The following is a 14,222-nucleotide window of genomic DNA, read 5'->3' on the forward strand; positions in this document are numbered from 1 at the left end:
CAAAGCGGCCGGCGCGCCCAGACCATCAGCGCCGCCGGGCGCCCCTTACGCGGCGCGAAGCCAAGGCCGCGGATGCGGCCGCCCGGCGTCTGAGGGCGTCAAAAAATCAAGCAATCGCACTCACAGGCTGCCGTAGTAGGCGGCTGTGTCGCTCATGCGATTGCTGAAGCCCCACTCGTTGTCGTACCAGGACATCACACGCACCAGGCCGCCATCCACCACCTGCGTCTGTGTCGCGTCGAAGGTCGAGCTGTGCGGGTCGTGGTTGAAGTCGATCGAGACCAGCGGCGCCGTGTTGTAGCCCAGGATGCCCTTCAGCGGGCCGCTCTCGGCCGCCGCCTTCATCACGGCGTTGATCGCCTCCTTCGTCAGGCCCTCGGTCTTGGCCGGCACGAAGTCGAGCGAAACGAGCGAGACGTTCGGCGTCGGTATGCGGATGGCGGTGCCGTCCAGCTTGCCCTTCAGCTCCGGCATGACCAGGCCCACGGCCTTGGCCGCGCCGGTCGAGGTCGGGATGGCGGAGACGGCGGCGGCGCGGGCGCGATGCAGGTCCTTGTGCAGCGTGTCCACCGTGTTCTGGTCACCCGTATAGGCGTGGATGGTGACCATGTAGCCGCGCAGGATGCCGAAGTGGTCGTGCAGCACCTTGGCGACCGGCGCCAGGCAGTTGGTGGTGCAGGAGGCGTTGGAGACGATCTTGTCCTCGGCCGTCAGCGTCGTGTGGTTCACGCCGTACACGATGGTCTTGTCCGCGCCGTCGCCGGGGGCGGAGATCAGAACCTTCTTCGCACCCGTGCCCAGCAGCATCGAGGCCTTGTCGCGCGCGGTGAAGATGCCGGTGCACTCGGCCGCCACGTCCACGCCGTTCCACTGCAGCTTGGAGGGGTCGCGCTCGGCCGTCACCTTGATCGGGCCCCAGGTCTTGCCATGGGCCTTGATGGTGATGCTGTCGCCATTGACGATCACCTCGCCCGGGAAGCGGCCATGCACGCTGTCATGGCGGAAGAGGTGGGCATTGGCCTCGACCGAGCCGAGGTCGTTGATGGCCACGAACTCCACATCGTCACGCCCGCTCTCGCAGGCCGCGCGCAGAACCAGGCGGCCGATACGCCCGAAGCCGTTGATGGCAATCTTCACCGTCATGTTCTTGGTCCTTATCCCAGAAGCTTCTTCGCGGCCGCGACGAGGGCGGGGGCCGTGATCCCGAAATGCTCGAAAAGTTTCTCGGCCGGCGCCGAGGCGCCGAAGCCGCTCATGCCCACGAAGGCATGGGTCCAGCGCTCCCAGCCGAAGCCGATGCCGGCCTCGATGCCCAGGCGCGGTGCCGTGCCCAGCACGCTGGCGCGGTATTCGGGATCCTGCTGGGCGAAAAGCTCCCAGCTGGGCATGGAGACAACGGCGGCCTGGATTCCCTGCTCGGCCAGCGTGGCGCGGGCGGCCATGGCGATCTGCACCTCGCTGCCGGTGGCGATGAGCGTGATGTCGCGCGCGCCCTCGGCCTCGGCCAGCACATAGGCGCCGCGGGCCGAGCGGTTCTCGGTCGCATCCTCGCGCAGCGCCGGCAGCGCCTGGCGCGAGAGGGCCAGCACCGAGGGGCCTTCCGTGCGACGGAGTGCCAATTCCCAGCACTCGGCGGTTTCCATCGCATCCGCGGGGCGGAAGACGGCGAGGTTGGGGATGGCGCGCAGCGAGGCGATGGTCTCGACCGGCTGGTGCGTCGGCCCATCCTCGCCGAGGCCGATGCTGTCATGCGTCAGCACATGGATCACGCGCTGGTGCATCAGCGCGGCCAGGCGCAGCGCCGGGCGCAGATAGTCGGCGAAGATCAGGAAGGTGCCGCCATAAGGGATGATGCCGCCATGCAGCGCCATCCCGTTCATGGCGGCCGCCATGCCATGCTCGCGCACGCCCCAATGCACGTAGCGGCCGTTGAAGTTGCCCGGGCCGATGGCGGGCACGCCCTTCACATCGGTGTTGTTGGAGCCGGTGAGGTCGGCGCTGCCGCCCACCATCTCCGGTACCGCCGGCACCAGCGCGCCGAGGCTGCGCTGGCTGGCGATGCGGCTGCCGATCTTGGGCTTTTCGGTGGCGAAGGTCGCGCGCAGCGCCTGCAGGCCCTCGGCCCAGTTCTCCGGCAGCTTGCCGGCCATGGCGCGCTCGAACTCCACGCGCATCGGGTGCTTTGCGAGCCGCTTCAGCCAGGAGCGCCGCGTGCCGGCGCTGCGACGGCCGGCCTCCTCCCACTTCGCCTTCAGGCCTTCGGGGATGGTGAAGGGCTCGTCGTTCCAGCCGAGCGCCGACTTGGCGCCAGCGATCTCGTCGGCCCCCAGCGGCGCGCCATGGCTGCCCGCGGTGCCCGCCTTCTTGGGCGCGGCGAAGCCGATGATGGTGCGGCAGGCGATGATGGTGGGCTTCTTGCTGCGCGTGGCCGCGGCCATGGCGGCGGCCAGTTGCGCGTGGTCATGCCCGTCCACCCGCTTCACCGCCCAGCCATAGGCCTGGTAGCGCTTCAGCACATCCTCGCTGAAGGAGAGCGCGGTGTCGCCATCGATGGAGATATGGTTGTCGTCCCAGAGGACGGTGAGCTTGTCGAGGCCGAGATGCCCCGCCAGCGCCGCCGCCTCGTGGCTGATGCCTTCCTGCAAATCGCCGTCGGAGCAGATGACCCAGGTGCGGTGATCCACCAGCGACTTGCCGAAGCGCGCGGCCAGCAGGCGCTCGGCCATCGCCATGCCGACGGCGGTGGAGATGCCCTGGCCCAGCGGGCCGGTGGTCATCTCGATGGCCGGGTGCTCGCCGAATTCCGGGTGGCCGGCGGCGGCGGAATGGAGCTGCCGGAAGTTCTTGAGAACCTCCATCTCCATGCCCGCATGCCCTGTGAGGTGCAGCAGGCCATAGAGCAGCATGGAGCCATGGCCGGCCGAGAGCACGAAGCGGTCGCGATCGGCCCAGCGCGGGTCGGCCGCGTCGTATTTCAGGAAGCGCGTGAAGAGGACGGTGGCGACATCGGCCATGCCCATCGGCATGCCAGGATGGCCGGATTTGGCCTTTTCCACCGCATCCATGGCGAGGACGCGGATGCAATCCGCCATCCGCCGCTCCTCCGTCACCGGCAGCGCGAGGATCGCGGCCTGGGCGGCGAGGGCGAGGTTGGGGGAGGTGCTGGGGGAGTCGATACTGGCCAAGGTCTGCTACGCCTTCACTTTAGGCGCGGCTATAATGTGAGACAGGGGGTGCGGCAAGTTTCCGCCCGGTATGTCTGGCTTGCGCCCGGGGCTAGAGCTCCTTCAGCCAGTCAAGCAGCGGGCGCCACAGCGCGGCCTCGGCATTTTCGCCCGCCACCATGCCGATATGTCCGGCTCGGGCCAGATGGACCTGGGCGCCGGGCAGGGCGGCGGCCAGCGGCAGGGCGGCGGCGGGCGGCACGATGCGGTCCCGCGCCGGGACGGCGACGAAGCTCGGCCCCTTCCAGTCCGTGGGCGTCACGGGCAGGCCGGCCACCGCCCATTCGCCCCGCGCGGGCGTGTTGCGGCCATACCACTCGCCCATCGCCTCGCGCGCGACGGGGGCGGCGAGCGGCACGCCGTCATTCAGCCAATCCTCCAGCACCACGAAGCGCCTAGCGCGGGCGGAGGCAGGGTCGAGCTTCCCGAAGGCGCGGAATTTTTCCGCGATGGAATAGGGGTCGAGCATGGCAAAGAGGCTTTGCAGCATGTCCACGCTCAGCGCGTTCATCGGCGCCATCATGGGCTCCAGCCCCGGCAGCAGCTTCGCCATGGTCGGCGCCTGGGGGATGGTGCCGAAATCCCAGGGGGTGGCGAGCAAGGCGAGGCCCGCGACACGGTCCGGCCGGCGCTGGGCGGCGGCGAGCGCCAGCAGCCCGCCCATGCAGTAGCCAGCCAGCACCAGCCCGGTGGGGGCGGCCATCAGCGCGCGCTCCAGCCGGCCGGCGATGTGGTCGGTGAGGGTGAAGCGGCGCTCGACCGCACCGGGCCAGCCCCAGTCGAGGAGCAGGGGCCGGACGCCCTGCCCGGCCAGGAAGCGCATCAGCGAAGCGCCCTCGTCCAGGTCCAGGACGTAGGCGCGGTTCACCAGCGAGGGCACGAAGAGGACGGGCCGACCCTTCCCGCCATAATCCAGCAGCCGGGCGGAACCCTCCTGCCAGAGCACGGCCGGCTCGCTCAGGCGGCGGGCATGGGGGTGGCGGCGATAGGCGGCGAGGCCACGCAGCAGGGCCGCATCCTCACGCCAGAGGCGGCGCAGCACGGCGCCCCGAAACGCCTCAGGGCTTGCGCCGAGGGGCGCGAGGCTTGCGGCGATCCTTGCCGCCTCCGCCTGGCCCGCCTTCGAGCGCGGCCAGCCGGCGCTCCAGCTCGGCAAGCCGGGCCCGGAGGGCAGCGGCGTCATCATCGCCGCCCAGCCCCGGCTGGCGCCCAGGATCAGGTGCAGGTTGAGCGGGCGCGGGCCCCGGCGCGGCGGAGGGGGGCCGGGCTGGCTCATGCGGCGCCTGCCAATCTTTCGCCAGATGGGCCGCCGCCGCCATCTGCGCGGTCTGCGCGCGCCAGAAGGCCGCCATCAACGCGACCGAGGCGGACCAGGCCTCGGCCAGCTCCGCATCCTGGCCGAGCCCCGCGAGTTCGCTCTCCCAGAGGGCGATCCAGTCGGCGGCGAGGCGGTCGAGATCCTCCGGGGAGTTCATCCATGCCCGTGACTATGTGTTGATGGAAGCCGCAACATAGCGCGAAGCCTTGCGGCTTCCCATGCCGGGCGTGCTACGCTTGCAGTGCAACAAACGCCAGACTTCCAACCGAAGCCAGACTGGGATGCATGCAATGCCCGATCAAACGGCCGAGTCCAAGCCCGTCAAACCTCCGGTCGTCGTCAAGAAATACGCCAACCGGCGCCTCTACAACACCGAGAGCAGCAGCTACGTCACCCTGGAGGACCTGGCCCAGATGGTCCGCGCCGGGCGGGACTTCGTGGTCTATGACGCCAAATCGGGCGATGACATCACGCGCTCCGTCCTCACCCAGATCATCGTGGAGGAGGAGGCGAAGGGCAGCCACCTTCTGCCCGAGAGCTTCCTGCGGCAATTGATCGGTTTCTATGGGGATAGTCTGCAGGGCGTGCTGCCGCGCTACCTTGAGGCGACCATGACCGGCTTTTCCCGCCAGCAGGAGGAGATGCGCCGTGGCATGGAGCAGGCGCTGAGGCCCTTCAGCCTGGAGGAGATCAGCCAGCGCAACATGCAGATGATGGAGCGCGCCATGAACCTCTTCTCGCCCTTCCAGGGCCGCAGCGAGCTGGATGCGCTCAAGAGCGAGAATGCGGCGCTGAAGGCGGAACTGAGCGCGCTGAAGGCGAAGGGCTGAGCGCCAACCCTCAGCGGTACCACCGCGTCGGCAGGTACATCACGACCTCCGGCACATAGGTGCAGAGCAGCAGCACGCCCACCAGCGGTACCATGAAGGGCATGACGCCGCGCGCCGCATCCTCGAAGGAGATGCCGCCGACCCGGGCCAGGATGAAGAGTACGATGCCCACGGGCGGTGTCAGCAGCCCGATGCAGAGGTTCAGCACCATGATGAGCCCGAAATGGACCGGGTCCACGCCGATGCTCTCCATCACCGGCAGCATGATGGGCACCAGGATCAGGATGGCGGGCAGCGGCTCGATGGCCAGGCCCACCAGCAGCAGGAAGACGTTCGCGATCAGCAGGATCAGCCATTTCTGCTCGGTGATGGCGAGGACCCAGCCCACCACCTGCTCGGAAACCCGCGTCGTCGTCAGCAGCCAGCCGAAGATCTCGGAGGCGGCGACGATGAGCAGGATGGTGGCCGTCACCTCCACCGTCTCGAAGCTCACCTTGCAGATCGCGCGGAAGCCGAGCGTCCGATAGACGATGACGCCGAGGAACAGCGCATAGGCCACGGCGCATATGGCGCCCTCGGTCGGCGTGAAAAGGCCGAAGCGCATGCCGCCGATGATGAGCACGGGCGTGAGCAGCGGCAGGATTCCCCGCGCCAGCGAGCGGCCCAGTTCGTAGAGGCGGAACTTCGCATCCGCGCCATAGCCATGGCGGCGCGCATACCACCAGACCATGACCATGAGGCAGGAGGCGAGCAGCAGGCCGGGCACGATCCCGGCGGCGAAGAGCTGCCCGATGCTCGCATTGGCCGAGACGCCGTAGATCACGAGCGGCAGCGATGGCGGCAGCAGCGGCCCCAGCATGGAACTCGCCGCCGTGATGCCGACCGCGAATTTCGGGTCATAGCCATGGGCGCGCATGGCCCGCACCTCGATGGTGCCGAGGCCCGCCGCATCGCCCACCGCCGTGCCGCTCATGCCCGCGAAGACGACCGAGCCCACCACATTCACCTGGCCGAGGCCGCCCTTCATCCAGCCGACGGCGGCCACCGCGAAGGCGTAGATGCGCTCGGTGATGCCCGAGGAGTTCATCAGCAGCCCGGCGAAGATGAAGAAGGGCACGCAGAGCAGCGGGAAGGAATCCACGCCGCCCACCATGCGATGGACGATGGCCAGGAGCGGGATGGAGCCATCCACGAGGGCGAATATGATGGATGCGCCGGCCAGCGCGATGGCGACGGGCAGGCCGAGCGCCAGCAGCCCGAAGAAGCCGAAGAGCAGGATGGCAGCGGTCATGGTTTATGCCCTCGAGCGGCGGGCGGCGGCTCCGCCGCCTTGCCTTCGCGCCGCAGACATGTGGCGCGGGTGGGGGAGGCGGTCGCGGCGCGCCGGCCGCGTTGCGGCCGGACCCTCCAAGCGCGTGCCGGACCAGGTCATGGCGGGCGCCTCCGGCACGAATCCGGCCGCACAGCGGCCGGCGCCGCCCAACCTGACGCATGGCCCGGTACGACTGTGGCGCGGCGAGCCAAGCCGCCGGAGGCGGCGCCCGGCGCTTGAGGGCGAAAAAATCACGCCAGCACGTCTTGCTGGCTTGGCGCGTCGCCATGGCGCCAGCGGCGCCAGACCCACCATCCCTCGCGCAGGAACATGCCGACGAACCCCGCCGCCACCGGCCAATAGACCCAGGCGAGCGAGGCATTCAGGCTGTCCATCGGCATCACGCCCATGCGCTCCGAGAGGTCCACGCTGATCCAGGCGCCGAAGCCCCAGAAGGCGAGGCGGCACAGGTCCTGGAAGGCCCAGAGCACGCGCCGCCCGCCCATCGGCAGGGCCATCTCCAGCGCCTCGACACGGATATGCGTGCCGCGCCGGACGGCCCCCGCGCTGCCGATGAAGGTGAGGACGATCAGCATGTAGCGCGCCACCTCCTCGGTCCAGGTGACGCTGTCGTTGAGCACGTAGCGCGTGAAGAACTGGGTGAAGACGAGGATGCCCAGCACCCAGAGCAGGCCGAGCCCCACCCAGTCCTCGATGCCGTAGTTGCGGAAGGAAAAATGGCGGAGGTCGTCGGCATAGCCCGCCTCCTCCGCCTGCGCGATTCCCTCGAAGGGCTTGTCCAAACGCGTTCCCCAACCTTGCTTGGGTGGGACTCTATCGGAAAGAAGGATGCAGGCGACTTAAACCGCTGTCATCCAAACCAGGCTCATCCGAGGCCTGTCACGTTCATCGGGGCTGGCACCCAGGCATAGCCATCCCCCTGCCGCGCCACATGGCCGAGGCCCGGCCAGGGGAAGTGATAGCTCAGCAGCGCGTGCCGGTCCGTCGCCACCCGGTCCAGCATCCGCGCGCGGGAACGGGCGGATTGCGCGGGGTCGCTGTCGAAGGCGAATTCCCAGGCGGGGCGGCGCAGCATGATGGCGTGGTGATGCGCGAGGTCGCCGGAATTGATCACCGTCCGCCCGCCGCTGGTGATGGCGAAGACATGGTGCCCGATGGTGTGGCCGGGGGTTGCGAGCGCGGTCACGCCCGGCACCACCGGCTGTTCGTCGCGAATGGGCAGGATGCGGTCCCGATAGGCGTTGAGGTTGCGCTTCGCGCCCTCGATGAAGACCGGCATGAAGGCCGGGCCGCGCTTGTTCGCGTCATCCGTCCAGAAGCGCAGGTCCAGCTCGCTGATCGCGACCTGCGCATTGGGGAAGACGCGCGCGCCGGCCGCATCCACCAGGCCCCAGCAATGGTCGCAATGCGCGTGGGTGACGGCGACGATGTCGATCTGCGCGGGCTCGATCCCGGCGGCGCGGAGGTTCTGCACCATGCGGCCGGTGGTGGGGCCGAACATGCGGCTATCGGCGCCCATGCTCTCGCCCATGCCGGTGTCGAAGAGGATGAGCTGCCGGCCGGTGTTCAGCACCAGGATGTTCTGCTCCAGCACCACGCCATCGGTCGGCAGGAAGTTGTCGGTGAGGATCTGGTTCATCTCCGCCGCCGGCGCCGCGGGGAAGCCATCGCCCGGCTTGCCGAGCGGGAGCGCGCCATCCGAGATCACCGTCGCCTCGAACTCGCCGATGCGGAAGCGGTACCAGGCGGGGGCGGGCTGGTTGCGCGGGGGCGCCGCGGCGAAAGCCGGCATGAAGGGCGCGGCAAGTCCCATGGCCGCGAGCCCAAGGCCCGCGCGGCGTGACAGTGACATCGTTTCTCTCCCTTTGGCCTTTTGCGGCGGGGCGAGGCTAACAGCGCGCTTTGGCTGGTTTCAACTTCAAGTTGCATGCATGATAAATATTGTGAAGGAGTGTCGCGCAAAGCCGCCGGGCGGCTTTTTGCCCCGCCGGGGCTTGCCAGGGCTGCCGCGCGGGCCCATCACAGCGCCGTCACCTGGGTGAGCCCTGAAACCTTTGCCCGGTCAGATTTCGTCATTCCTGCGGAATGCCGGCTGATCGGGTCGCCGGGCTGAGAGGCGGGATGCATCCCGCGATCCCTGGAACCTGATCCGGTTCGGACCGGCGAAGGGAGTGGTGCCTTGGCCCCCGGCGCGTCCTGCGCCCACGGGGCCATTCCCTCCATGCGTCACGTTCGGGCCGCATGGAGGAAATGGATGGCCTATCTCAGTTTTGAACGCCGCAGCTTCCTGGCCCTAACCGGCGCCAGCCTTTCAGCCCCTGCTTTCGCGCAGTCCGCCCGGGCCCGCACCCTGCGCTTCATGCCGCAGGCCGCGCTGGCCGTGCTGGACCCGATCTTCAACCCGACGACGATCGTCACCACCCACGCCTATTGCGTCTTCGACACGCTCTACGGCGCAGATCGCGCGCTGCGCCCGCATCCGCAGATGGCCGCCGGGCACCAGGTCTCGGCCGATGGGCTGACCTGGACCATCACCCTGCGCGATGGGCTGCGCTTCCACGATGGCGAACCGGTGCGCGCGCGGGATTGCGTGGCCAGCATCCGCCGTTGGGCGGTGCGGGATGGCTTCGGCCAGGTGCTGATGCGCGCCGTGGCCGAGCTCTCGGCCCCGGATGACAAGACCATCCAGTTCCGCCTGAGCCGCCCCTTCCCCGCGCTGCTGGACGCGCTGGCCAAGCCGGGCGCCAGCCCCTGCTTCATGATGCCCGAGCGCTTCGCCGCCACGCCGCCCGACCGTGCCCTCGGCCCCGAGGCGATGATCGGCTCCGGCCCCTGGCGCTTCCTGGCGAGCGAATACACGCCCGGCTCCCGCGCCGCCTATGCTCGCAACGAGGCCTATGTGCCGCGCGAGGAACCGGCCGAGGCGGCAGCCGGCGGCAAGCGGGTGCATTTCGACCGGCTGGAGATCATCTGGATCCCCGATGGCGGCACCGCCGCCGCCGCTCTGCGCACCGGTGAGATCGACTGGATCGAATACCCCCTCCCGGACCTCGTGCCCGTGCTGGACCGTGACCGCGGAACCCGCACGCAGATCTACGACCCCAACGGCTTCCTCGGCTTCATCCGCTTCAACCACCTGCACCCGCCCTTCAATGATGTGCGCGTGCGCCGCGCCATCCGCGATGTGGTGGTGCAGCCCGACTACATGCAGGCGGTCGCCCTGCCGCAGGACTGGCAGCAATGCCACGCGATGTTCCCCTGCGGCCTGCCTGGCGCCACGGAATTCCCCGCGGCGCCTCGCGGCGAGGCCGCGATGCAGCGCGCGCGCGATGCCCTGCGCGAGGCCGGCTACAATGGCGAGCCCATCATCCACATCAACCCGAGCGACTTCCCGGCGGTGACGCAGCAGGGCCGCGTGACGGTGGATCTGATGCGCCGCCTCGGCGTGAACATCCAGGCGGTGGAGAGCGACTGGGCCAGCATCATCGCCCGCCGCGCCAACCGCGCCCCGCCCGCGCAGGGCGGCTGGAACCTGCACAACACCAACGGACCGGCCGCCACCATCGCCAACCCGGCGGTGAGCTGGGCCATCCGCATGAACGGCGCCCAGGCCTGGGCTGGCTGGCCGACGGATGCGGCGGTGGAGGCTGAGGTGGAGGCCTGGACGCTCGCCGCCGATGCCGAGGCCCAGGCCGCCGCCTTCCAGCGCCTGCAACGCCTGCTCTGGGAGGCGGTGCCGATCGCCCCCACCGGCCTGTTCCGCCTGAGGACGGCCTTCCGCAGTGATCTGACCGGCGTGCTGCAGGCGCCCAACCCGATGCTGTGGAATTTGCGGCGGGCGTAGAGACCGACCCGCGAGGACAGAGCCACCGGAGCGGAGCGCCGGCGCGTCCTCTTTGTGCGGCGGTAGCGTGATTCCGCGCCCGTCCCATCGGCGCGGCGTCAACTTGCGGCGCCGCGCGACCGGCTGCTACTCTTGGTTTCGGAAGCGAGACGAAGCGGGCGGAGGCGCGCCGCGGCCGGCGCCGCTAAACCTCCTCCTCCGCAGGATCCAAATTCGTGGCCGGGCTTCTCGACGCTCCCCCCATCCTCTTTTCCGCGGGGTTCGTCGGACTCGTTGGCAGCGTGCTTCTGGTGCGCAGCAGCCGCACCAGCGCGCAGCGCGGGGCCGTGGCCGTGCCGGCCGCCTGGTGGGGCGCTGCGGTGGTGCAGGCTCTCTCCTCCTTCGGCCACGCGCTGCGCGGCAAGCTTCCTGTCGAGCTGGTCTTCACCCTGGTCAACGCGGCGCAGCTGCTCGCCGTCACGCTGCTCTGGGCCGGTGCGCGGCGGCCGGACGGGAGCATCACCGTCGTGGGCTACAGCATCAACATCACGAATGAGCGGGAGGCCCAGGCCCGCGCAGCCGCCGCCGGGCGCCTCGCCTCGCTCGGCGAGATGGCGACCGGCCTCGCGCCCGAGGCGCGGGCCGTGCTCGGCCATCCCGTCGCGCTGGAGCAGGTGCTGACGAACCTGCTCGTCAATGCGCGCGACGCCCTGGCCCTTGCGCCGCAGGGCGTGGCGCGGACCATCACCCTCACCAGCGAGGCCGGCGATGGCCTCGTGCGGCTGGGCGTCGCCGATACGGGCGGCGGCATCGCGCCGGAGGTGGCGGCGCGTGTCTTCGAACCCTTCGTGACCACCAAGGGCCCGGATACGGGCACGGGCCTTGGCCTCTCCATCTCCTACGGGCTGGTCACGGCCATGGGGGGCCGCATCGCCGTGGTGAATGCCGGCGCGGGGGCGGTCTTCACCATCACCCTGCCCCAGGCGCCGGCGGACGGGCTGGCCTGAAGCTCCGCGGCCCGGAGCGTGATCCGCGCCGGCGCGGGCCTGGTGGTCAGGCCGCCGGCGGGCCGGCATCCCGGATCGCCGCGAAGGTGGCCGCCAGCGGCGCCGGGGCGCGGCCGGTCAATGCCCGCACATCGTCGCTCAGCAGCGCGAACTTGCCCGCCCGGATGTTCACCTCGCTCGCCACCAGCACCGGCGCGATGAAGGGCGGCAGCCCGGCCTGGACGAGGATGCCCGTCCGCGTGGCCTCGTCCAGCTTCACCGCCGCCACCGGCCGCCCGAAGACCTGGCCGGCCCAGGCCGCGATATCGTCCATCCCCAGCAATTCGGGCCCGGTGATGTTGTAGATGCGCCCCGCCTCGGCCGTGCCCGCCAGGGCCGCAGCCGCCGCGCGCGCGGCATCGTCACGCGCGATGGGGGCATAGCGGCCCTCGCCTGCCGCCGTGGTCCATTGCCCGCGCTCCAGCGCGGGGCCGAGTTCCATCAGGAGGTTCTCCTGGTACCAGGCGTTGCGCAGGATGCTGTGGGGCAGGCCGCTCTCCCGCAGCGCCCGCTCGGTGCCGAGGTGATCGACCGCGAAGGGCACGAGGGAGTCATCCGGATTGGGCATCGAGGTGTAGAGGACATGCCCCACCCCGGCCGCCCGCGCCGCCGCCACCGCCGCGCGGTGCTGCGCCAGCCGCCGGCCGGGCCGGTCCAGCGCATCGGTCGAGATGAGCAGCAGGCGCCCGGTCCCGGCAAAGGCCTGGGCCATGGCCTCGGGCTGGTCGAAGTCGAGCGCCACCACGCGGACGCCGCGCGCGGCCAGGTCGGCCAGCTTCGCGGGGTCGCGCGTGCCGGCGGTGATGCGGGCGGGGGATACGCCCTCGGTGGTCAGCAGATGCTGGATCACCGCCTGGCCCAACTGGCCGGAGGCGCCGGTGACGAAGAGGGTGTCGTGCATGAATGGCTCCTGCTCATGCGGGTCGCGGCCCTGCGATGGCGCGCTTGCAGGAGCAGATGGACGGGTCCTTATCTTCAAAAAAGTGGAATAGTTTCGTAGTTCAAATTCGGATATTCCGAAGATTATGGATGCCCTCACGCTCGACCAGTTCACTGTCTTCGTCGCCATCGCGGAGGCCGGGAGCTTCGCCGGCGCGGCCCGCCGCCTGGGTCGCGCGCAATCCGCCGTGACCTATGCGGTGCAGAAGCTGGAGGAGCAGACGGGCCTGCCCCTCTTCGACCGCTCCGCCTATCGCCCCGTCCTCAGCGAGGCCGGGCGCGCGCTCCTGCCGCGGGCGCGGCGGGTGGTGGAGGATGTCGCGGCCTATCGCCGCCAGGCTGCGGGAATCGCCCAGGGCGTCGAGCCCGAGCTGACGGTGGCGCTGTCGAGCCTCGCGCCGCTCGTGCTGGTCACGCCCGCGCTGGGGCGGCTGCATGCCGGCTATCCCGGCGTGCAGCTGCGCCTGCTGATCCAGCCCGACGAGCAGGCCACCGCGAGCCTGGCGGAGGGCGAGGCCGACCTGGCGCTGGCGCTCGACCTTCCGGGCCTGCCGGCCTGGGCGGAGCGCATCCCCATTACGGATCTGCGCATGGTGTTCGTGGCCGCGCGGGAGCATCCGCTCGCCCGGCTGGATGGGCCGCTTTCGCCCGAGGTGCTCGGCGAACACCTCCAGGTCGCCGTCAGCGTCGAGCGCGCCGCCCGGCGCGGGCGCGACCATGGGGTCGTCGGGATCAACCGCTGGTACGTGCAGGACGTGGCGACGAAGCTGGCGCTGCTGCGGGCCGGCCTCGGCTGGGGCAGCATGCCGCGCGCCCTGGTGGAGGAGGACCTGGCCGCGGGCCGGATGGTCCTGCTGGACGCCGCGGCCGCGTGGCGCGACCGGCCGCCCGCCCTGCTGGCCGCGATCCATCACCGCGAACGCCCGCCCGGCCCGGCCGCGCGCGCCTTCGTGGCCGGGTTGCAGGCCGCCTGAACGACTCGCGCCGCGCGCGCCAAGCCTTCGTGGGTTCGTCGCGCGCGGTTGGAACATGGGAAATGTCCCCGGCGGGATTCGAACCCACGGCCCCCAGATTAGGAATCTGGTGCTCTATCCTGCTGAGCTACGGAGACGTGCCCTGAGAATAGCACGGCCCGCGCCCCGACCGGAAGCGCTACACCCCTGCCGTCAGGCCGCTCTCCTCGCGCCGCGCGTATTCGAGCATCACCTGCTCGATCCGCTGGCCGATCCATTCGGCCGTGCGCTCCTCCTCGGCCAGGCTCTCCCGCAGGGTGGCGACATCCCCCTCGGCGCCCACCGCCTGCGCGAGGGCGATCAGCGCGCGATAGGCGGCGATCTCGTAATGCTCGAAGGCGAAATTGGCGAAGCTGTTCTTCACCACCTCGTCCGAGGCGGGCGCATGCGCCATGGCGGCGATGTTGCCCATCATGCCGGTCACGAAATCCTTGATCGAGGAATAGCTGGTGCCGTGCCGTTCCAGCAGGCTCTCGAGCCGCTTCTGCTGCATCTCGCTCTCGGCGATGTGCTGCTCGATCTTCGCCGACATCTCGGGGTAATTCTCCAGGCGCTCCACTTGGCGGCGCAGCAGCTGGACCGCCTGGCTCTCCAGCGCATGGGCGTTCTTCAGGCCGGTGATGTAGGTCTCAAGCATGGTGGAAGCCATGGCGGCATTCTCCGTTCGGGGGGTGTGCAGGGGAAACCGCCAGGCAC

The 14,222-nt window shown here is 70.0% G+C and carries 13 protein-coding genes and 1 tRNA gene; 4 read left to right on the forward strand and 10 right to left on the reverse strand.

What is annotated here, in order from left to right; all coding sequences use genetic code 11:
* Positions 1 to 120: 120 nt before the first annotated feature.
* From gap to ACQ860_RS15200, 4 genes are all read right to left on the reverse strand, one after another.
* Positions 121 to 1,143: a type I glyceraldehyde-3-phosphate dehydrogenase gene (gene gap / locus ACQ860_RS15185; RefSeq protein ID WP_431304180.1), complete on the reverse strand. Its 1,023-nt coding sequence runs from the start codon at positions 1,141 to 1,143 to the stop codon at positions 121 to 123.
* 11 nt (positions 1,144 to 1,154) lie between these two features.
* On the reverse strand, positions 1,155 to 3,176 hold the full coding sequence (tkt, locus tag ACQ860_RS15190; RefSeq protein ID WP_431305765.1) for a transketolase: 2,022 nt from the start codon (positions 3,174 to 3,176) through the stop codon (positions 1,155 to 1,157).
* A gap of 100 nt (positions 3,177 to 3,276) precedes the next feature.
* Entirely contained in the window at positions 3,277 to 4,266 is a 990-nt protein-coding gene (locus tag ACQ860_RS15195) for an alpha/beta fold hydrolase (protein WP_431304181.1), read from the reverse strand.
* Between the two features lie 16 nt (positions 4,267 to 4,282).
* Positions 4,283 to 4,699, reverse strand: coding sequence for a hypothetical protein (locus ACQ860_RS15200; protein WP_431304182.1), 417 nt, complete (start codon positions 4,697 to 4,699; stop codon positions 4,283 to 4,285).
* A gap of 133 nt (positions 4,700 to 4,832) precedes the next feature.
* Between ACQ860_RS15200 and phaR the strand changes: the two genes are divergently transcribed.
* Complete coding sequence (gene phaR, locus ACQ860_RS15205) at positions 4,833 to 5,372, forward strand: polyhydroxyalkanoate synthesis repressor PhaR (RefSeq protein WP_431304183.1); 540 nt, start codon at positions 4,833 to 4,835, stop codon at positions 5,370 to 5,372.
* Between the two features lie 10 nt (positions 5,373 to 5,382).
* Here phaR and ACQ860_RS15210 read toward each other — a convergent pair whose 3' ends face one another.
* The 3 genes from ACQ860_RS15210 to ACQ860_RS15220 form a co-directional block, all read right to left on the reverse strand.
* Positions 5,383 to 6,663: a TRAP transporter large permease gene (locus tag ACQ860_RS15210; protein ID WP_431304184.1), complete on the reverse strand. Its 1,281-nt coding sequence runs from the start codon at positions 6,661 to 6,663 to the stop codon at positions 5,383 to 5,385.
* 272 nt (positions 6,664 to 6,935) lie between these two features.
* Positions 6,936 to 7,487, reverse strand: coding sequence for a TRAP transporter small permease (locus ACQ860_RS15215; protein WP_431304185.1), 552 nt, complete (start codon positions 7,485 to 7,487; stop codon positions 6,936 to 6,938).
* Positions 7,488 to 7,570: 83 nt separating this feature from the next.
* Positions 7,571 to 8,557 carry an MBL fold metallo-hydrolase gene (locus tag ACQ860_RS15220; protein ID WP_431304186.1) on the reverse strand — a complete coding sequence of 329 codons (987 nt, stop codon included), beginning with the start codon at positions 8,555 to 8,557 and terminating at the stop codon, positions 7,571 to 7,573.
* A 507-nt stretch (positions 8,558 to 9,064) separates the two neighbouring features.
* Between ACQ860_RS15220 and ACQ860_RS15225 the strand changes: the two genes are divergently transcribed.
* Positions 9,065 to 10,549: an ABC transporter substrate-binding protein gene (locus tag ACQ860_RS15225; RefSeq protein ID WP_431304187.1), complete on the forward strand. Its 1,485-nt coding sequence runs from the start codon at positions 9,065 to 9,067 to the stop codon at positions 10,547 to 10,549.
* Positions 10,550 to 10,764: 215 nt separating this feature from the next.
* A complete protein-coding gene (locus tag ACQ860_RS15230; RefSeq protein ID WP_431304188.1) occupies positions 10,765 to 11,535 on the forward strand; it encodes a sensor histidine kinase in 771 nt (256 codons plus the stop codon).
* Between the two features lie 46 nt (positions 11,536 to 11,581).
* Here the strand turns inward: ACQ860_RS15230 and ACQ860_RS15235 are convergent, their stop codons facing one another.
* The gene (locus tag ACQ860_RS15235; RefSeq protein WP_431304189.1) at positions 11,582 to 12,475 is read right to left on the reverse strand and encodes an NmrA family NAD(P)-binding protein; all 894 of its coding nucleotides are present in this window, start codon (positions 12,473 to 12,475) and stop codon (positions 11,582 to 11,584) included.
* 124 nt (positions 12,476 to 12,599) lie between these two features.
* On the opposite strand from ACQ860_RS15235, the gene ACQ860_RS15240 reads away from it, so the two are divergent.
* Positions 12,600 to 13,487 carry a LysR family transcriptional regulator gene (locus ACQ860_RS15240; protein WP_431304190.1) on the forward strand — a complete coding sequence of 296 codons (888 nt, stop codon included), beginning with the start codon at positions 12,600 to 12,602 and terminating at the stop codon, positions 13,485 to 13,487.
* A gap of 63 nt (positions 13,488 to 13,550) precedes the next feature.
* Here the strand turns inward: ACQ860_RS15240 and ACQ860_RS15245 are convergent.
* Positions 13,551 to 13,624, reverse strand: a tRNA-Arg gene (locus ACQ860_RS15245).
* 41 nt (positions 13,625 to 13,665) lie between these two features.
* Entirely contained in the window at positions 13,666 to 14,175 is a 510-nt protein-coding gene (locus ACQ860_RS15250) for a ferritin-like domain-containing protein (protein WP_431304191.1), read from the reverse strand.
* Positions 14,176 to 14,222 lie beyond the last annotated feature (47 nt).

The organism is Sediminicoccus sp. BL-A-41-H5 (assembly GCF_050632405.1).
GTDB lineage: Bacteria > Pseudomonadota > Alphaproteobacteria > Acetobacterales > Acetobacteraceae > Roseococcus.

Excerpts from the sequence above, each read along its gene's own strand:
- gap (WP_431304180.1), bottom strand. The coding sequence starts at position 1,143 with ATGACGGTGAAGATTGCCATCAACGGCTTCGGGCGTATCGGCCGCCTG.
- ACQ860_RS15200 (WP_431304182.1), bottom strand. The coding sequence starts at position 4,699 with ATGAACTCCCCGGAGGATCTCGACCGCCTCGCCGCCGACTGGATCGCC.
- phaR (WP_431304183.1), top strand. The coding sequence starts at position 4,833 with ATGCCCGATCAAACGGCCGAGTCCAAGCCCGTCAAACCTCCGGTCGTC.
- ACQ860_RS15210 (WP_431304184.1), bottom strand. The coding sequence starts at position 6,663 with ATGACCGCTGCCATCCTGCTCTTCGGCTTCTTCGGGCTGCTGGCGCTC.
- ACQ860_RS15220 (WP_431304186.1), bottom strand. The coding sequence starts at position 8,557 with ATGTCACTGTCACGCCGCGCGGGCCTTGGGCTCGCGGCCATGGGACTT.
- ACQ860_RS15225 (WP_431304187.1), top strand. The coding sequence starts at position 9,065 with ATGCCGCAGGCCGCGCTGGCCGTGCTGGACCCGATCTTCAACCCGACG.
- ACQ860_RS15235 (WP_431304189.1), bottom strand. The coding sequence starts at position 12,475 with ATGCACGACACCCTCTTCGTCACCGGCGCCTCCGGCCAGTTGGGCCAG.
- ACQ860_RS15240 (WP_431304190.1), top strand. The coding sequence starts at position 12,600 with ATGGATGCCCTCACGCTCGACCAGTTCACTGTCTTCGTCGCCATCGCG.
- ACQ860_RS15250 (WP_431304191.1), bottom strand. The coding sequence starts at position 14,175 with ATGGCTTCCACCATGCTTGAGACCTACATCACCGGCCTGAAGAACGCC.